Source organism: Synechococcus sp. R50.1, from assembly GCF_047462115.1.
Taxonomy (GTDB): Bacteria; Cyanobacteriota; Cyanobacteriia; order Thermostichales; family Thermostichaceae; genus Thermostichus.
On the sequence record NZ_JANSIN010000004.1, the window covers coordinates 41,071 to 58,604 of the forward strand.

Annotated in this window: 15 protein-coding genes and 2 tRNA genes; 5 read left to right on the top strand and 12 right to left on the bottom strand. The window is 59.9% G+C overall.

The genetic code is table 11. From position 1 onward, the window contains the following. Positions 1-10 precede the first annotated feature (10 nt). Positions 11-2,536, top strand: coding sequence for a Zn-binding domain-containing protein (locus NW870_RS02100; protein WP_414373659.1), 2,526 nt, complete (start codon positions 11-13; stop codon positions 2,534-2,536). A gap of 8 nt (positions 2,537-2,544) precedes the next feature. Here the strand turns inward: NW870_RS02100 and NW870_RS02105 are convergent, their stop codons facing one another. The 3 genes from NW870_RS02105 to pds form a co-directional block, all read right to left on the bottom strand. Then, positions 2,545-3,360, bottom strand: coding sequence for an ABC transporter permease (locus NW870_RS02105; protein ID WP_414355720.1), 816 nt, complete (start codon positions 3,358-3,360; stop codon positions 2,545-2,547). 82 nt (positions 3,361-3,442) lie between these two features. Next, a complete protein-coding gene (locus NW870_RS02110; protein ID WP_414373662.1) occupies positions 3,443-4,321 on the bottom strand; it encodes a phytoene synthase in 879 nt (292 codons plus the stop codon). A 159-nt stretch (positions 4,322-4,480) separates the two neighbouring features. Continuing rightward, a complete protein-coding gene (pds, locus tag NW870_RS02115) occupies positions 4,481-5,899 on the bottom strand; it encodes a 15-cis-phytoene desaturase (protein ID WP_414373663.1) in 1,419 nt (472 codons plus the stop codon). Between the two features lie 207 nt (positions 5,900-6,106). Between pds and NW870_RS02120 the strand changes: the two genes are divergently transcribed. Beyond that, positions 6,107-7,345 (top strand): phosphoglycerate kinase, encoded by a 1,239-nt coding sequence (locus tag NW870_RS02120; RefSeq protein WP_414350812.1) that lies wholly within the window; start codon positions 6,107-6,109, stop codon positions 7,343-7,345. A 123-nt stretch (positions 7,346-7,468) separates the two neighbouring features. On the opposite strand, the gene NW870_RS02125 is transcribed toward NW870_RS02120, so the two are convergent. The 3 genes from NW870_RS02125 to NW870_RS02135 form a co-directional block, all read right to left on the bottom strand. Further along, positions 7,469-7,819: a DUF1257 domain-containing protein gene (locus NW870_RS02125; RefSeq protein WP_011433295.1), complete on the bottom strand. Its 351-nt coding sequence runs from the start codon at positions 7,817-7,819 to the stop codon at positions 7,469-7,471. Between the two features lie 124 nt (positions 7,820-7,943). Next, complete coding sequence (locus tag NW870_RS02130) at positions 7,944-9,455, bottom strand: AAA family ATPase (protein WP_414355710.1); 1,512 nt, start codon at positions 9,453-9,455, stop codon at positions 7,944-7,946. A 198-nt stretch (positions 9,456-9,653) separates the two neighbouring features. Continuing rightward, positions 9,654-10,025, bottom strand: a complete 372-nt coding sequence (locus NW870_RS02135) for a hypothetical protein (protein WP_041436554.1) — start codon at positions 10,023-10,025, stop codon at positions 9,654-9,656. Between the two features lie 178 nt (positions 10,026-10,203). Between NW870_RS02135 and NW870_RS02140 the strand changes: the two genes are divergently transcribed. After that, positions 10,204-10,410: a hypothetical protein gene (locus tag NW870_RS02140; protein WP_041436551.1), complete on the top strand. Its 207-nt coding sequence runs from the start codon at positions 10,204-10,206 to the stop codon at positions 10,408-10,410. A 21-nt stretch (positions 10,411-10,431) separates the two neighbouring features. Here NW870_RS02140 and NW870_RS02145 read toward each other — a convergent pair whose 3' ends face one another. After that, complete coding sequence (locus NW870_RS02145; protein ID WP_414373665.1) at positions 10,432-12,300, bottom strand: ABC transporter ATP-binding protein; 1,869 nt, start codon at positions 12,298-12,300, stop codon at positions 10,432-10,434. 230 nt (positions 12,301-12,530) lie between these two features. Between NW870_RS02145 and NW870_RS02150 the strand changes: the two genes are divergently transcribed. Beyond that, entirely contained in the window at positions 12,531-13,340 is an 810-nt protein-coding gene (locus tag NW870_RS02150; RefSeq protein ID WP_414355708.1) for a hypothetical protein, read from the top strand. Here the strand turns inward: NW870_RS02150 and argB are convergent. The 3 genes from argB to NW870_RS02165 form a co-directional block, all read right to left on the bottom strand. After that, positions 13,337-14,275 carry an acetylglutamate kinase gene (gene argB, locus NW870_RS02155; RefSeq protein WP_414373667.1) on the bottom strand — a complete coding sequence of 313 codons (939 nt, stop codon included), beginning with the start codon at positions 14,273-14,275 and terminating at the stop codon, positions 13,337-13,339. The genes NW870_RS02150 and argB overlap by 4 nt on opposite strands. A 154-nt stretch (positions 14,276-14,429) precedes the next feature. Continuing rightward, positions 14,430-15,311, bottom strand: coding sequence for a M56 family metallopeptidase (locus NW870_RS02160; protein ID WP_414373669.1), 882 nt, complete (start codon positions 15,309-15,311; stop codon positions 14,430-14,432). Continuing rightward, positions 15,308-15,742, bottom strand: coding sequence for a BlaI/MecI/CopY family transcriptional regulator (locus NW870_RS02165; RefSeq protein WP_011433287.1), 435 nt, complete (start codon positions 15,740-15,742; stop codon positions 15,308-15,310). Before NW870_RS02165 ends, NW870_RS02160 begins: the two co-directional genes overlap by 4 nt. Positions 15,743-15,860: 118 nt before the next feature. Here NW870_RS02165 and miaB point away from each other — a divergent pair, with 118 nt between their 5' ends. After that, complete coding sequence (gene miaB, locus NW870_RS02170) at positions 15,861-17,192, top strand: tRNA (N6-isopentenyl adenosine(37)-C2)-methylthiotransferase MiaB (protein ID WP_414373671.1); 1,332 nt, start codon at positions 15,861-15,863, stop codon at positions 17,190-17,192. Between the two features lie 20 nt (positions 17,193-17,212). On the opposite strand, the gene NW870_RS02175 is transcribed toward miaB, so the two are convergent. Next, a tRNA-Thr gene (locus NW870_RS02175) sits at positions 17,213-17,284 on the bottom strand. Positions 17,285-17,292: 8 nt separating this feature from the next. Next, positions 17,293-17,378: transfer RNA gene (locus NW870_RS02180), tRNA-Tyr, on the bottom strand. Positions 17,379-17,534: the final 156 nt, after the last annotated feature.

Sequence of the window (17,534 nt, forward strand, 5' to 3'; positions counted from 1 at the left end):
CGACAGGTTTTTGGAGTCCCTGCTGTCTCTCCTGGTCAGACAGGGCCTGCTACGGCGCCACGTGGAAAATGGCCAGGTAGCATACCAGCTAGACGCCGGCTGTCTGCGCTGGTGTCTGGGGGATGGCCTGCCGCCGCCGGATCCTCTGTATTCCCGCAGCGCCCAGCAGGAGGGCTACACCTCTGTCCGCCGTCCCATCAACCCCTTCTTTCAGGAGCTCTACCGAGCCGGGGCAGCAGGGCTAGGATCCCTGGAGGCTAGGGAGCACACTGCCCAAGTGGTTCGGCCAGGAGAGCGGGAGCGGCGAGAAAGGCGCTTTCGCGGCGAGGAGAGGGATCGCCGCCTTCCCTACCTAATCTGCTCGCCCACCCTGGAGCTGGGGGTCGATATTGCCGATTTGGATCTGGTACATCTGCGCAACGTCCCTCCAACGCCGGCCAACTACGCTCAGCGCAGTGGACGCGCAGGCCGCCAGGGGCAACCGGGGCTAATCGTAACGTATTGCAGTGCTTTCAACAGCCACGACCAGTACTACTTCCGCCGCCGCGCCGAGATGGTGGCCGGTCGAGTGCGCCCTCCCCGCCTGGATCTAGCCAACGAATCGCTGCTGCGCGCTCACATCCACGCCGTTTGGTTGGCTCAGGTGCGCCTGCCCCTAGGCAATTCCATTGAAACCGTCATTGACGCGGATCGGGAAGAGCTGCCCCTCAGGGAGACAGTGGCCCAGCAAATCCAACTTGAGGAGTCTGCCCGCCAACAAGTGAAGGAGCAGGTGCAGAAGCTGCTGGCCGCCGATCGCCAACTCCTAGATAAAAGCGGCTGGTTTAGCGAGCGCTGGCTTCAGCAGGTCATTGAAGAGGCACCCCAGGCTTTTGACCGAGCTTTCGATCGCTGGCGAGAGCTCTATCGGGCTGCCACGCAGCAGTTGGAAGCCGCTAACCGCCAGCTCCAGACGACTCGCCAAAAGAAAGACCAACAGGAAGCCGAGCGCCGCCAGCAAGAAGCCCTGCGCCAGCGCAACTTGCTGCTGCAGATTGGAACCCAGCGGGAGGAAAGCGACTTCTATCCCTACCGCTATTTGGCTAGCGAAGGCTTCTTGCCCGGCTACAACTTCCCTGCCTTGCCGGTGCGGGCCTGGGTGCCCCGCGGCAGCGAGGGCGAGTTCATCGCCCGGCCTCGCTTTTTGGCTATCCGCGAGTTTGCTCCCCACAACTTCCTCTACCATGAGGGCTGCCAGTGGGAAGCAGTGGCGTTTCAGGCTCCGCCCGGCGGCCTGGAGGAGCGCAAAAGTAGCCACAAGCTCTGTTTTAGCTGTGGGGCCTTTGCCGATCCCCACCTGGATTGCTGCCCCGTCTGCGGCACCCAGTTCGATGGGCAAAACAGCCTCTTTACCCAGCTTCTGGAAATGCCCAATGTGCGCATGCGGCGGCGGGATCGCATCACAGCTGACGAAGAGGAGCGGCGGCGGCAAGGCTACGAGCTGCAGACCTTCTTCCAGTTTGCTCCCGAAAGCTCTGGCTACCGCGTCCAAGAAGCTGATGTGCTGAGCGGACAAACTCCCCTGCTGCAGTTGCGCTATGCCCCGGCGGCCACCCTGCTACGCATCAACCACGGCTGGCGGGGAAGTGGAGGGCGCGGCTTTTTGGTCAACTTTGACACTGGCGAAGTTCTCTCTCGAACTCAGATCCAGCAGAGCAGAACTGGCTCTTCCGACCCAACACGTTTGCAGCGCGTCTGCCTGGCGGTGCGCAGTACTCAAAACCTGTTGCTGGTGCGCCTGGTTCAACCAGGTCTAGGGGATCCCCAGACCTTGGAGACCAGCCTGCGCTACGCCCTTAAGCGGGGGATCGAAGAGACTTTCGAGCTGGAGGAGTCGGAGCTAGCCGCCGAGTCCATTGGCCAGGGATCCCATCGGGCTATTCTCCTCTATGAGACGGCAGAAGGAGGAGCCGGCGTCCTGCGTCGGCTGGTGGAGGAGCCAGAGGCTCTTGCGGAGGTGGCTCAGGCGTCTCTGGAGATCTGCCACTTCAGACTTTCAGAGGCCGGGGTTCAAGATCTCCGGCCTGAGTGCCGGGCAGCCTGCTATGAGTGCCTGCTGAGCTATGCCAACCAGAGGGAAGCGCTGGAGCTTGACCGATACAAGATTCGGGATCTTTTGGGTGAGCTGGCCCACAGTCGCACTGACCCAGGCAGCTCCCGACAAGAGCACTTGGATTGGCTACGCCAGCTCGTTGACCCTCGGTCTGAACTGGAGCGCAGGTTTCTCGAGGCGCTGGCAGAAGGAGGGTATCGATTGCCTGACGATGCCCAGAAGTCCATCAGTGAGCCCCGCTGTGTTGTCGATTTCTTCTATGACCCCAATATCTGCGTCTTTTGTGATGGCGCAGTCCACGATGAGCCAACTCGAGCCGAGCAGGATCGCCAACTGCGGGCTCAGCTCCTAGAAGGCGGCTACCGCGTGATTGTCCTGCGCTACGACCAGAATCTTCAGGAGCAACTGGCTCGCTATCCAGAAGTGTTTGGCCAGGGGAACTGAGAAAACCCTCAGTCCTGCTGGTGGGAAAATTGATAAGCGCCCACAAAGGCCAAGATCACCGCCAAGCTGCCCAAAACCCCAACCGTGTACCAGGGAAACTGGGAGAGGGGCTGATAGGCAGCCGCCCGCATGCCGATGCTGGCGTAGGAGAGGGGCAGGCAGTAGACCAGCACCTGCAGGTAGGTTGGCAACTGGGCGGGATCGAAAAAGGTGGCCCCCAGAAAAGACATGGGGGTAATCAAAAAGTTGGTGAGCACTCCCACACTCTCCAGGCTGGGCACCTTCAACCCGGCAATCACTCCAATGCCGGCAAAAACGGCACAATTGAGCAGCAGAATCAACAGCGATAGAGGGTGGAGAAGGCCCCAAGCGCCGGTGCCCAGCACCCCCACCGCCAAGACGCCCAGGGCTGTCAGCAGGCCGCGGGCAATGCCCGCCAGTACCTTGCCCAGATGTAAGGACAGCGGGTGAACCGGCAGGAGCAACAGTTCTTCAAAGCTTTTGGTGAAGAGCCGGGATCCACAGATGGAGAAGGTGGTGCCGGCAAAGCTGATGGTCATGGCGGAAAGGGCCACCATCCCCGGCAAAATAAAGCGCAGGTAGGAGCCTGCCGCCGTGGATCCCACCACATCGGCCAGAGCCTCTGAACGCAGGGATCCCCCCAAGCCCACCCCAAAGGCGACAATGTAGATGAGGGGGGCCACCAGACCTGAGGCCACCACCTGCCAAACTCGCCCCCGCAGATCCAGCCAGTCCCGCCAGAAGATGGTTAAACTGTCTTCCCAAATTTGCTGATAGGGTAGGGTCAGGGCACGGTTCACCATACGTTTTCCTCGCCGTTCACGGGTTTTGGGCTTGCCGTCTTGTGTCCGATTTTCTGCCACCACTCCGGTTGGGCACCGTTGGCTAATAGCCGTAGTAGTTGGAACGCCACCAAGCCACCGGCAGCGCCAACGCCTTGCTTAGGGTGGATACGTAGGCGCGAGTGCGAAAAACCTGGTAGTGGTTGCGCTCGATGGCGTTGAGGATCTGCCGGTAGAGCATCAGAGAAGCGGCCACCGGCCAGCGGGAGTCGGGTTGCAGGGTGGGGATCCCCCGTTCGGCCTGGGCGTAGAGCTGTCTGGCCCGTTGGATCTCGTAGTCCATTAGAGCCATCCAGCGCTCGTCGATAACATAGTCAAACAAATCCCGCTCAGAGTAGTTGAAGCGGCGCAGATCTTCGAGGGGGATGTAGATCCGTCCGCGGCGGGCATCTTCCCCCACATCCCGCAAAATGTTGGTGAGCTGCATGGCGATCCCCAAGGCCACCGCCTCTTCGCGGCCATCCCGGCCCGGCACAAATCCCATGATCTCCGAGCACATCAGGCCCACCACCCCGGCCACGCGGTAGCAGTAGACGCGCAGATCTTCCCAGGTGGCGTAGCGCCGCGTATCCAAGTCCATGCTCTGCCCCAGCAACATCTCGCGAAACGGCTCGATGGAGAGGCGGTAGGCGCGGATGGTGTGGATAAGGGCCAGGTCGGTGGCAACCTGAGGCTCACCCCCCTGGAACAGGGACTCCAGATGGGATCCCCACTGCTCCAACTTGCTGCGGGTGACCTCCACCTCTGCCTGGCTGGCCTCTAGCCCATCCAACAACTCGTCCGTTTGCCGCAGCCAAGCATAGATCGCCCAGATGGCCCGCCGTTTGGGTCGGGGCAAGAGCAGGGATCCCAAGTAAAATGTCTTGGCGTGCTTGGCCGTGATCTGGCGACAGAGGGCAAAAGATTGCTCAAGCGGACTCATCTGGCTGATCTCCAGGGGCGCAGGGCCAGGATAGAGAAGGAAGGGAAACGGCGAGGGCACATATCAACACTACGGGAAAGCGGACGCCGTGGATAGCCCAGAAGAGGTTATGGGGGAAGGGATTCAAAGGATCTTATTAAAGAGGCCGACGGCGGAGAGCTAGACCCCCGCTGCTGCCAAAGTCGAGGCCGAGACAGAGGCAGGTTGAAACGGGATCCCTTGGTTGATGGCTTCAGCCGCCCATTTGCCGGAGAGAATCGCTCCCTCCATGCTGCCCAGGAACGGCTGTAGGGTGTAGCTGCCCGCCAAGAAGAAGTTGGGAATGGGGGTAACTTGGGTGGGACGATATTGCTGTCTGCCGGGGGTGGCCTTGTAAACCGAGCGCGGCGTTTTCACCACCACCCATTTGCGCACGCGAGCGGGGTTGGGGCCGGTGAGGTGCTGGGGAAAGAGTTTTTTCAACTCCTCCAGCGTGGCGGCCAAGATCTCCTCGTCGCTGCGTTCAATCCACTCGGCGGCAGGGGCCAGCACCAGTTCCAACATCGATCGCTCCGGATCGGCGTAGGCACGGCAGGTGTTGCTCATGTCGGCGTACACGCTCAACAGCGGCGAGCGGGAAAACAGGGAGTGATCGATGTGGGTGAGCTTGCGGTCAAACCAGATCTGCAGGCTGATCACCGGCACCCCTTCCAGTTCCTGGAGCTGCTGAAAATAGGGGATCCCTTGCCATTGGGGCGGCAACAGCTCCTTGAGGGCATCCACCGAAAGGGCCGAGACATAGGCATCGGCAGTCACCTCCACCGGCCCAGAGGGGGTGGCTAAGCAAAACCCGGCCACGCTGTTATCGAGGTTGAGACGAATGTCCTGCAACGCCGCGTTTAGATGAACCTCCCCCCCACGGGCGACAATGTAGTCCACCATCGGCTGGCAGAGCCGCTCTGGGGGAGCGCCGTCTAGGTAGGCAATCCTAGAGCCATCTTTTTGCTGCAAAAAGCGGTTCAAGGCCGTCAGGGGCACCATGGCCGAGATCTCCTCCGGGTTGATGAAGGCCAGGGCCTTGGAGACGGCAATGAAAATATCGGTGTTGACCCGCTCGTCAATACCCTGCCGCCGCAGCCATTCCAAGAGGCTATAGCGATCCATCTGCTCCACATAGCGCTGGCCGCGAATCATGGCCGGCACCAGCCCCAGGGCAAACTTCACCTTTTCCCCCCAGGTGAGCATGTCGTTGTTGCGCAAGATGCCGACAATGGCGTTGAAAGGAGCGGGAATATCCGGCAGGTCAAAGCGGGAATAGGTGCCCGGCTTGTCCGGCTGGTTGAAAATCAAGCTGTGTTCCTTCCACTGCAGGCGATCGGAGATGCCCAGCTCCCGGAACAGCTGCAACGTGTTGGGGTATGCGCCAAAAAAGTTGTGCAGCCCCGTCTCGATCCAGTCGCCGTCGGCATCTTTCCAGGCAGCCACCAGGCCACCCAAAACATCCCGCCGCTCAAAGAGGAGCGGTTGATGCCCGGCATCGCAGAGATACTTGGCACAGGCCAGCCCGGCCAGCCCGCCACCAGCAATGGCAACACGCATGAGGGTAACGACAAAGCAACATTTTTATTCTATTTGCAAACCGTTACAATTGCCGGGGCCAAGGGGCAGACGGAAGGCCGACCCAGCAAAAGCAGCGGAACAAGGGGATCCCGAAGCCCATCTGTCTCACTGCCGGGATCCCAATCGCTGGTAGGATACATACGGAAGAAAAAATAAAGATTTTCTGCAGTCCGGGGGAAAACAACGATGGCCAAACAAACACTGGGATCCCTGCTGTCATCTGGCTTCGATTTAAACGGCAAGCGCGTGCTGGTGCGCGCCGACTTCAACGTCCCGTTGGATCCCCAGGGCAACATCACCGACGACACCCGCATTCGCGCCTCCCTGCCCACCATCCAGGCCCTCACCCAGGCAGGCGCCAAAGTGATCCTCACCAGCCACCTGGGCCGCCCCGTCAAGAAGGACAAAGAGACAGGCGCGGTTAAGGTCGCCCGCGAGGGCAATAGCCTGGCCCCCGTAGCCACCCGTCTTTCTCAATTGCTGGGCCAGCCGGTTGCCTTTGCCCCCGACTGCATCGGCCCTGAGGCCGAGGCGGTAGTGAACCGCCTGGAAAACGGCCAGGTGGCCCTGCTGGAAAACGTCCGCTTCTACCCAGAAGAGGAGGACAACGACCCGGAATTTGCCCGCAAGCTGGCCTCACTGGCCGACCTGTTTGTCAACGACGCCTTTGGCAGCGCCCACCGCGCCCACGCCTCCACTGCCGGCGTCACCGCCTACCTCCAGCCTGCTGTGGCCGGCTACCTGGTGGAAAAGGAGCTGCAGTTTCTTTCGGGCGCCATCGAGAATCCGCGGCGCCCCTTGGCGGCCATCATCGGCGGCTCCAAAGTCTCCACTAAGATCGGCGTCATTGAGCGGCTCCTGGAAAAAGTGGACAAGCTCCTGCTGGGCGGCGGCATGATCTTTACCTTTTACCAAGCCCAAGGGATCCAAACCGGCAAGTCTTTGGTGGAAACCGACAAGCTGGATCTGGCCCGCTCCCTGATGGAAAAAGCCAAAGAGCGGGGGGTGGAGCTGCTGCTGCCGGTGGATGTGGTGGTAGCCGATAGGTTTGACAAAGATGCCCAGGCCCAGACCGTTTCCATCCACGCCATCCCCGAGGATTGGATGGGCTTGGACATCGGCCCGGAATCGATCAAAGCCTTCCAGGCTGCCCTGCAGGGGTGCCAAACCGTGGTCTGGAACGGGCCGATGGGCGTCTTTGAGTTTGACCGCTTTGCCCTGGGCACAGAAGCCATTGCCCGCACCCTGGCCGATCTCACTCAAGCGGGAGCCACCACCATCATCGGCGGGGGAGACTCGGTGGCTGCCGTGGAAAAAGTGGGCCTGGCCGACAAAATGACCCATATCTCCACCGGTGGCGGAGCCAGCCTGGAGCTATTGGAAGGGAAGGTGCTGCCCGGCATTGCCGCTCTCACAGAAGCGTAGGTTCCTCCTTCGGGTCGCAGCCCCTCCAATCCAAAAACCAAGCCAAAAAGTAGGGGCTGGATTCAGCCCCTCCTAACTTTAGTCGGTGTAGATCGCTGCAGCGATGGCGAGACAGGATCCGGCTTAGTGCACCACCACTTTAACGTTGGCGTTGTTCAGGCCAGGACGCTTCACCTCGGCCAAGGTCTTGTTGACGGCGTACTTTTGGTTGATGGAGTTGATCAACTCGGTTTGGTTGTGCTTCTTGGCCACGCCCCACAGATCGGCGATCAGGTCGTAGGAACCGTCGGGATTCTTCGACCAGCCCAGGTCGTAGTCGCCTTCCAACTGAGCCACGATGTCAGCGCGAACACGCTGGCCGTTGTAGCCACGCACGTCGGCGTTCAGCTTAACGGTGTAGCCGAGATCGCGCAGAGAGTTGATCAGGACTTGACCGTCAGTGATTTTGGTACGCAGGGTGCTAAAATGAGACATGGTGTTTCTCTCCTTTGTATAGAGGTTGGAACATCGACACAAACAATGGGCACTGTTCTTTGGGGAAGGTTTGGGCCCTGCCGTCCCTGCTTCTGTCAAGGTAGCTTTGGATCCTCACCTCCTCCTAGAACTCCAGCCGCTGGTACTCGGCTACAGAGGCCGCTGCAGGCCGAGCCCGCTGCTGGGCCCATTCCCTCAACGCTACCACTTGCTCCGTCATGGTGCGAGATAGCGGTTGAGTTGCTTTTGTTGCTGCCAAAATGTCCAGTTGGGTAAATTCGCGGTTCTGGGCAAACGCTTCGTACATGGCAGCAATCAAAACTTGTTCGATCTCCGCGCCGGAGAAGCCTTCACAGGCTGCGGCCAACTGGCGCAGATCAAAGCGGCTGATGTCGCGCCGCCGCTTCTTCAGGTGGATCTCGAAAATCTCCATCCGCTCGTTGATGTTGGGGAGATCCACGAAGAAAATCTCGTCAAAACGGCCCTTGCGCAAGAATTCGCCCGGCAGACGATCCACACGGTTGGCCGTGGCCATGACAAAAACCGGCGAGCGTTTCTCCTGCATCCAGGTCAGGAAGGAGCCAAAGATGCGGCTAGAGGTGCCCCCGTCGGAATCGCTGGAGCCTGCTGACCCGGCAAAGGCTTTGTCCAGCTCGTCGATGAAAAGGATAGCAGGGGCAAGAGATTCAGCAGTCCGCAGGGCACTACGCAGATTTGCTTCCGATTTGCCCACCATGGAGCCATCATAAACGCGGCCCATGTCCAGACGCAGCAGGGGCAGGCCCCAGAGACGGGCAGTGGTCTTGGCGATCAGCGACTTACCGCAGCCAGGCACGCCCAGGATCAGCATACCCTTGGGTTGGGGCAGTCCATAGGCGCGGGCCCGCTCGGTAAAAGCTTCAGAGCGTTGCAGCAACCAGCGCTTCAGTTCTTCCAGACCGCCCACGGCGTCGATGGTCTCATCCTCTTCGATAAACTCGAGAATGCCGTTGCGCCGGATCAGTTGCTTCTTCTCAGAGAGGATGATGTCTACTTCTGCCTCGGTGAGGCGACCATGCATCACCACAGCCTTGCGGTAGACTTTTTCTGCCTCGTCCTGCGTTAGGCCCAGGGCCGCCTTGAGCAACTTTTCGCGGGTATCAGGAGCCAAAGGCAGGGAGCGCGGGATCTGCTCCAGCTGGCGGTTGAGGGCGCGCTCCAATGTGGCCATGTCCGGCAGGGGGAAGTCCACTACGCAAATGTCTTTCTCCAGCTCGACCGGGATCACCTGCACCGGCGACATGAGCAGGATGGTTTTGTGGGATCCCTTCAGGCTGGCAATAGCATCCCGCAGCCAGCGCTTCACCTCGGTGTTGTCCAAGAAGTCATGTAGGTCTTTGAAGACGCAGATGGCGGGATCCTTTTGCTCCATTACCCACTGGATGGCGGGCTGGGGGGATTGGGTGTTGTGCTGGGTGAGGCTGCGGGGGTTGCCGTATTCGACGATGCCGTGGGTAACTGTCCAAATGAATAGGCGACGCTGAGGCTTAAGGGTGCGGGCAATTGCTGCCAGAGCCGCTTCTGCCCGTTCCTCCTCTGGAGTCAGCAGGTACAGCAGTGGGTATTGAGCTTGAATGAGGATGCTTAGCTCTTGCATGGGAAACACCAACTGCAGAGGGGAAATTTCAGGAGCCGCCAGAACGGTTGAAAAATGGGGTTCGAGTTGCCTAGGTATTGGATTGCACTTGGGAGTACGCCCTTGTTGGATGGATTTTGAGAGGATTTTAGAAGCCTTCTGTGTTGCTGTCTGCTCCTATCAGCTCAAGTTCCTGAAGGGGGCCCGCTTGGGAGCGTTCTAGCAGGGTACCAGAGCATCCTGCCGTTGCTCTTCCGAGCCAGCAGCCGATCCCCAGTATTCTGGCTCCACCTCTTCAAGGATGGCTTCGGCAGCCGATGTCTGGTGCAGGGAAACCACCTCTCCATCGCGGATAACAAATGGGTGACTACACTTGGGACATTGATGGACACGATAGGCGCTACCTTGTACCCCTTCAATGACCTCTGGGTGAAGCAGATAGAAGGTAATGGCCTTCTCTGCCACTGCCGACATCGGCTCCCGCTCCACGGCAGCCCGAATCTTCAGATTCCGGTGCAGCTCAGGTGAGAGATACAGGGTCACCTTCTGCTTGGACTCTGTGCCTTCCACTACCTCTGGCCGATGATTCATGGCTAACCGCTTTCTTTGAATTGCTTGCCAAACTTGGGGCCTATCATAGCCAGTCTGCCGGCTTGACGGCAAGTTTTTAACAATCTGTAACAAACAATTTTCTTGATGGCCCTCTGTGGATACCTGCGGCTGGGGGAGTAGGCTAGGTGGAAGACAAGGAGCGGAATGTCCAATCCCTATGGAACGCTTGATCAACACCCTCAGCAAAAATTTCTCTAGCTGGGGCCGCCGTGCCCTGGTGCAGGCCAGCGATGGTTTGGCCAGCTTGAGAGACACTGCCGTGGATAACGGCAATCTGTTACTCTGCAAGGCTCGCATCGCGTTCGCGGATGCCAGCTTCACCACCCTAAAGGCAATTCGGTCTCGCTTTGGCGCCAGTCGCTGACGGTTGGGCAGAAGCACCCTGCTAGCCGCCCAGATCTTGCAGCCGATAGAGGCTGGCATAGAGCCCGCTGAGGGCCATAAGCTCGGCATGGGATCCCTGCTCCTTGAGTTCCCCCCGCTGCAGAACCAAAATGCGATCCACATTGCGGATGGTGGAAAGGCGGTGGGCGATGATCAGGGCGGTGCGATCCTGCAGCAGGGTGTCTAGAGCCGATTGCAGGAGCGCTTCGGTGCCCACATCCAGGCTGGCCGTGGCCTCATCCAAGACCAAGATTTTCGGATCCCGCCACATGGCCCGCACAAAGCTGATGAGCTGTTTTTGGCCGCTGGAGAGGTTGTTGCCTCGCTCCCGCACGGAGGTGGCGTAGCCTTGGGGCAAATCGCGGATGAAGTCATGCAGGTTGAGTTGGCGGGCGACCTGCTCCACTGCCGCTAGATCTGCCTTCTCTCCTAGGGTGATGTTTTGCTGGATATCCCCGGAAAACAAAAATCCATCCTGCAGGATTACCCCTAGGTGGCGGTGCAGCTCAGCCTGGGGGAGATCGCGAATATCAACGCCGTCAATGCGAATAGATCCCTGGGTTACGTCGTAGAGACGGCAGAGCAAGCGAATGATGGAGCTTTTCCCGGCTCCCGTGGGCCCCACCAGGGCCACTTTTTCTCCGGGGCGGATGGTGAAGGTGAGGTCTTTGAGCACCCACTCCCCGGGGTTGTAGGCAAACCAGACGTGCTCAAACTGCACCTCTCCCTTAGCATCGGGGGGTAGGTGGCGGGGCTGAGCGGGATCCCGGATGGCGACCGGCAGGCTGAGGATGGCATCGATGCGCTCGACGGCGGTGAACCCCGCCTGCAGGGCGGTGAACTTTTCCGCCAACTGCCGCAGCGGGTTAAAAAACCGTTGTGAAAAGAGAATAAAGGCGTAGAGGCTACCGAAGGTGAGGGGTTCCCTGGGCAGGGGCAGGGATCCCGTCCATCCCCCTCCAAGTGAGCCCCTACCGGCTGACATCACCTGCTGCCCGCCCACCCAGAGCAAAGCCGCCACGGCCAGCCAAGACACCCACTCCAAAACGGCAGAAAGGGCAGAATCATAAAGGATGGTTTGATCCACTTCCCGGATGTAGCGGCGGTTCATGGTTTGAAAAATCTCGCTATTGAGCCGCTCCCGCCGAAACAGTTGCACCACGGTAATGCCCAAGATGTTCTCCTGGATCCAGGAGTTCAGCTTGGAGAGTTCTTCGCGCACGCGAAAGTTGGCATCCCGAAAGCGGCGCTGCAACTCGAGGACAACAGCGCTGATGGGCAGGACGATGAGGATTAGCAGCAAGCCCAGATCCCAGCGTTGGCTGAGCATGACCACCGCGATCACCCCCAGAGTAAACAGGTCGCTGACAATGCCGACGGCACCGGTGGAAAAGACATCCCCCAAGGCTTCCACGTCGCTGGTGATGCGGGTGATCAGCTTACCCACCGGGGTGCGGTCGAAAAACTGAGCCGGCAAGGCCAGAATGTGGGCGAAGAGATCGTCGCGGATGTCGCGGGTCATCAACTGCCCCAGCTTTTGGCTGACATACCCTTCCAGGGCTTGGAAGAGCCAGCGAACCAGTACCGTTAGGATCAACAGCCCCACATAGGGCCAAAGGTCGGAGAGGATCCCGGCCTCACCTCGTTCCAGCGCTCGGGCAATGGGGCCATCCAGAGCCCGCTGTAGGATCAGAGGCTGCACCGCATCTGCCAAGGCCAAAGGGGGCAGAAAGGCCAAGGCCGCCAACACCAGCCTGAGGTGCCGACGGGCATAGGGCCAGAGCAGCCGCAGCAGCCGCCAATCGCTGGCTCGCCGAGGGCGGGGATCCCTACTGAGATCGGCAGCGGGGGGAGAGGCGGCAAGGCTCACAGGCTTACACCCGAGAACAACAAAGACAACTCATAGAGAGCACTGATCTACTCTAAGCGCTCTCCCTGAGGGAGAGGGAGTTTGGGATCCGCAAGGGTTTCCTCGCCATTGGGAATGGCTATAGCTGCACCCCTAATGGCTCTGGGACGGACGGAAAACTGGCCGCTTCAGGAGCTTCTGGCCGCTCGGTTCGGGCAGGCTGTAGGCAGCTTGATGAGGAGAAACCGGCAATGTCTTACTCAACCTCTTACTCCGTGTCTTACTCGAAAATCTTTTTCCCAGTTTGGGTGGCGGGGCTGCTGTTGTTGATCGGCGGCGGGATCCTGTTTGGCCTGTTGCGGGCTTTTGGGCTACCTATTGGGGAGCTGGCCGATTGGGCCATTGGGATCGCCAGCTTTTGGTGGCTGGTGGTGATCGTCACCCTTCCCTGGAACCTCTACTTTCAGGCCAAGGCCGTTCAGCAGGAGGCGGTTGTGTCTCAGGAACGAGGGATCCCGGTGGAAGATTCAACCTTGGCTTTCCTACAAAAGCTCAGCCGCTGGTCGTTGCGCGTGGCCATTGCCCTGCATGGGCTGTCGGCTCTGGCTTTCTATGGCTTGGCCGTTGGGCAAGTCACCCCCATTGGCTACCCCAGCGCCGTGGCTGCGGTGTTGTTAACGGCTCTGCGCCCGGCCATCCGGGGCTACGAGTATTTGGCCGACCGCTTGGCCCAGTTGCAAGGGCAAATCCAGATCCCTCGCGAAGATGCCATCGAGTTGGCCGAGCGGATAAAGCAGTTGACACGCCAAGTCGAGCAGTTGCAGGAGCAATGGGATCCCGGCAAGCCCGGTTCTTGGGCCCAACAGGAGGAAGAAACCCGGCGCTACCTGCGGCAGGAGCTGGCCGCGCTCAAAGCCCAACTGGAACAGTTCCGGGCCAGCAACGAGCTGGAGCACAGGCAATTGCGCCAGGAGACCCACCAAGCTGTGGCTCAGCTCAGTGTGGATAGCCAGTTTCTCGGCCATGTGCGGGAGATTCTTCGCTTTATCAAGGAAGCTTAGCGGGATCCGTTGTTCAGTCCTTCCAACTGAGCGGAAAACTGAGAAGGAACCAGCTTGGTGCCCACCCCGGCATCGGTCAAAATCTCCAGCAGCAGAGAGTGAGGGGATCCCCCATCCAGAATGTGGGCTGCCCGTACCCCTTGTGCCAAGGCGCGAATGCAACACTGCACCTTCGGGATCATGCCGCCCTTGACGACACCGGCTTGGATCAACTGGCGAGCCGTCTCGATATCCAGCAACGTAATCAGAGAGCTGCGATCCTGAGGATCTTTGAGAATGCCAGGGGTGTCGGTGAGCAAAATCAGCTTTTCTGCCCCCAGAGCAGCCGCCAGTTCTCCCGCCACCGTATCGGCGTTGATGTTGTAGGCTTGGCCTGTCTCATCGGCAGCCACGCTGGAGATCACCGGAATCTGTCCACCTTCCAACAGGGTTTGCAGCAACTGGGGGTTGATGCTGCTCACTTCCCCAACAAAGCCGATCTCTGCCCGGCCCTGGGATCGCGCTTTGATCAAGTTGCCATCCCGCCCGCACAGCCCCACCGCCGATCCGCCGGCCAAGCTGATGAGCTGCACGATCTGCTTGTTGACCTTGCCCACCAACACCATCTCCACTACTTCCATGGTGGCGGCATCGGTAACCCGCAAGCCATCCACAAACTTGAAGGGAATGTCCAGTTTTTGTAGCCAACTGTTGATCTCCGGCCCCCCCCCATGCACCAACACCGGGCGGATCCCCACACAGGCCAGAAAGACGATGTCTCGGAGCACCTCGGCCCGTCGCTCTTGGTGCACCATGGCTGCGCCGCCGTATTTGATGACAATAACGCGGCCCTGGTACTGCTGAATGTAGGGTAAAGCCTCGATGAGGATCTGCGCCCGCGTGAGGGGATCACACGCCGACCCGGTCGCCTCAGAAAGGGAAGAGTTGGTTTGCACTGCTGTAAGTCCCTAGAAGTCCAGAAAACCTGACCTAGAGTATCCCATTCTGCTTGCAAAGCAGATCTCAGGCTTTGGGCGTCAACTGGTGGTTTTTTTTCAAGCTCGCTTCCCCAACCCAAGGACAATTTGGTTGAGGAATCGCCGTCAATCTTCAGGTATGGAACGGGATCGCCAGCAAAGGCAATAGGGACAACCCCAACCAGGCCCAACCCCGAATGGAAGAAGAATGGGGTAGGGGATCGACGGGCCCTGACTCTGCCTGCTGCAGCAGGGCATCGATACGCTCCTGCAGCCGTTGCCCTGAGTCTGAACTCACGGCCATTGCAAAGCCAACCCAGGCCGCCGCCGGTTGCTCCACCACGCCATAGCCCACCACCTGCAGCAGGGCCTCTCCCAACAACAAGGGATCCACCCGTTGGGCCGCCCAGCGATCCGCCCGCAGTTCCCGCAGAGTGAGCAATTCCTGCCAGAGGGCCTCGGTGTTGGGCAGCCAGCCGGTGAGGCGTCGCAGCCAGCCCACCCCAAACATCCACAGGGTGTCGCGGTAGTGGCGATGGGCTTCTTCGTGAGCGATTACAGCCCGCAAGTGCTCATCATCCAACTGCTCCAGCAGGCCGCGGCTGACCACCAACTGGGCATTCCACACCCCCACTTGGGCAGCAAAAGGGATCTCCAAATCCAGCACATAGGCCGGAGAGCCATGCAAATCCACATGGGCTAAAGCTTGCAGATGGGCACGTCGATAGGAGCGCCAGTATTCCCAAATCCAGTGCAAGGCCACGCCGCCGGCCACGGCCAGCAACAGCAGAGCACAGCCGTAGCAGAACCAGCCCCCCACCCCGGCCATTTGTCCCCACGGCCCCATCCAGGCCAAGGCCAAAGCAGTGGTCAGCAACAGCAGCGGGGGCAGCAAGAAGTGGATCCAAGCCCGCTGCCAACGTCGGCCCCATCCCCCACTCCTGTCCAGGCGCACCTGGGCTCGCCACAGGCAACTGAGGCCCAAGCCCAGCAGTAACATGCCCAAGTGGCTCATCGCGGATCCCTCCTGGCTTGACGGGCTGCCCGCAGCCGTTCGGCAATCGCCTGCAACTGGGACACACTGGCCTGATCCAGGCTATCGGCAAAGGCTGCCACCGTATCGGGATCCCCTACAGCCAAAAACTGCTGCAGGTGGGTGAAGGCCCTGAGGCTGGCCGCTTCCTGACGCGAAAGACGAGGCCGCCACAGCATGGGCAGATTCCGCCCTTGGGGATCGGTGCGGCGCTCACAGCTCACCCAGCCCTTCTGGCTTAAGCGCTGCAAAACTGTAGTCACAGAGGCATAGGCCAGCTCCCGATCCGGATCGGCCAAGATGCGCTCGTGGATTTGACGGGTGCTGGCACTGCCCAGATCCCAGAGGATGTCCAAGATTTCCGACTCCAGAGGGCCCAGCGACAGTTGCTTGGGACGATGCTTGGGCAACATGAGCCTTTGCCGGTGTAGGAACTTTTATCTAGACTAACCGTTGCAGTCTCAAACCCCTCAGCCATTTTTAAGGATCCGCTAAGCTCGAAGATGGTGGTTCTTTGTGCTGTTACTTCCCATGGCTGCTCCCACCTATTACACCATCACCTTCGGCTGCCAAATGAACCGCGCCGATACCGAGCGCATGGCCGGGATCCTGGAGTCCCTGGGGTATGTGGCCACCGAAGATGAGTTGCAGGCGGACTTAGTTCTCTACAACACCTGCACCATCCGCGACAATGCTGAGCAAAAGGTCTATTCCTACCTGGGCATCCAGGCGCAGCGCAAGCGCAAAAACCCGGCCATCAAGCTCATTGTGGCCGGCTGTGTGGCCCAGCAGGAAGGGGAAAAATTGTTGCGCCGCGTCCCTGAGCTGGATCTGGTCATGGGCCCCCAGTACGTGAACCGCCTTGGGGATCTGTTGGCGCAGGTGGAAGCCGGAAACCAGGTGGTGGCCACCGAGCCGGTTGAGATCCCAGAAGACATCACCAAGCCCCGCCGCGACAGCCAGGTCACTGCTTGGATCAACGTTATCTACGGTTGCAACGAGCGTTGTACCTACTGCATCGTGCCGCGGGTGCGAGGGCAAGAGCAGTCCCGACAGCCCCAGGCCATTCGCGCCGAAATCGAAGACGTGGCCAGAGCGGGCTACCGCGAGGTGACGTTGCTAGGGCAGAACATCGACGCCTACGGACGGGATCTGGATCCCAAAACCAACCTGGCCAGCCTGTTGCGCTTCGTCCATTCGGTGGCAGGCATTGAGCGGATCCGCTTTGCCACCAGCCACCCGCGCTACTTTACCGAGGAGCTGATCGCCACCTGCGCCGAGCTGCCCAAAGTCTGCGAGCACTTCCACATCCCCTTCCAGGCGGGCAGCAACGAAGTGCTCAAGCGGATGCGGCGCGGCTACACCCACGAGCGCTATCGCCAGATCATCCAGCTCATCCGCCAATACATGCCCGAAGCGGCCATCAGCGCCGATGCCATTGTCGGCTTTCCGGGAGAAACAGAAGCCCAGTTCCAAGAAACCCTGCAACTGGTGCAGGATATCGGCTTTGACCAAGTGAACACTGCTGCCTACTCCCCCCGTCCCGGCACCCCTGCCGCCGAGTGGCCCGACCAGGTGCCCGAGGAGGAAAAAAGCGACCGCCTGCAACGGCTGAACCGACTGGTGGCCGAGGTGGCTGCCGCTCGCAGCGCCCGACTCTTAGGCCAGGTGCAAGAGGTGCTGGTGGAAGGCCCCAACCCGAAAAACCCCCGCCAGGCGATGGGGCGTACCCGCGGCAATCGCTTGGTGTTCTTCGAAGGGGATCCAGAGCAACTGAAGGGATCCCTGGTGCCGGTGCGCATTACCGCCACGCGGGCTTTTTCGTTGACCGGCGAGGCAGTTGCCGTTGGCACTATCGGCTGAAGATTATCTCTAAATTGCCAAGCCCACGACGAGGATCGAACTCGTGACCTCCCCCTTACCAAGGGGGTGCTCTACCACTGAGCCACGTGGGCAAAGCCGATGGTGGGCCGAGTTGGATTCGAACCAACGTAGGCGTAAGCCAGCGGATTTACAGTCCGCCCCCTTTAACCCCTCGGGCATCGACCCATTGACACCGGTCTTTCATCATAGCAGAAGGTGTTGCCCAAATCAGACCTGCTCCCATCATCAGCCGCCTTAATCGAGAGGCCAGAGCTGGGAAGCCATCGGATCCTCGTGCAGACAATGAGGTGGCGCCAGAGCTGGCTACAGAGGGAAGCTGCC

Bases quoted from the DNA above. Each gene is read 5' to 3' on its own strand.
- NW870_RS02165 (WP_011433287.1), bottom strand. From the start codon at position 15,742: ATGTTGCCCAAGCATCGTCCCAAGCAACTGTCGCTGGGCCCTCTGGAG.
- NW870_RS02140 (WP_041436551.1), top strand. From the start codon at position 10,204: ATGGAACGCTTGATCAACACCCTCAGCAAAAATTTCTCTAGCTGGGGC.
- NW870_RS02150 (WP_414355708.1), top strand. From the start codon at position 12,531: ATGTCTTACTCAACCTCTTACTCCGTGTCTTACTCGAAAATCTTTTTC.
- miaB (WP_414373671.1), top strand. From the start codon at position 15,861: ATGGCTGCTCCCACCTATTACACCATCACCTTCGGCTGCCAAATGAAC.
- NW870_RS02120 (WP_414350812.1), top strand. From the start codon at position 6,107: ATGGCCAAACAAACACTGGGATCCCTGCTGTCATCTGGCTTCGATTTA.
- pds (WP_414373663.1), bottom strand. From the start codon at position 5,899: ATGCGTGTTGCCATTGCTGGTGGCGGGCTGGCCGGGCTGGCCTGTGCC.
- NW870_RS02110 (WP_414373662.1), bottom strand. From the start codon at position 4,321: ATGAGTCCGCTTGAGCAATCTTTTGCCCTCTGTCGCCAGATCACGGCC.
- NW870_RS02105 (WP_414355720.1), bottom strand. From the start codon at position 3,360: ATGGTGAACCGTGCCCTGACCCTACCCTATCAGCAAATTTGGGAAGAC.
- NW870_RS02135 (WP_041436554.1), bottom strand. From the start codon at position 10,025: ATGAATCATCGGCCAGAGGTAGTGGAAGGCACAGAGTCCAAGCAGAAG.
- NW870_RS02130 (WP_414355710.1), bottom strand. From the start codon at position 9,455: ATGCAAGAGCTAAGCATCCTCATTCAAGCTCAATACCCACTGCTGTAC.
- NW870_RS02125 (WP_011433295.1), bottom strand. From the start codon at position 7,819: ATGTCTCATTTTAGCACCCTGCGTACCAAAATCACTGACGGTCAAGTC.
- NW870_RS02160 (WP_414373669.1), bottom strand. From the start codon at position 15,311: ATGAGCCACTTGGGCATGTTACTGCTGGGCTTGGGCCTCAGTTGCCTG.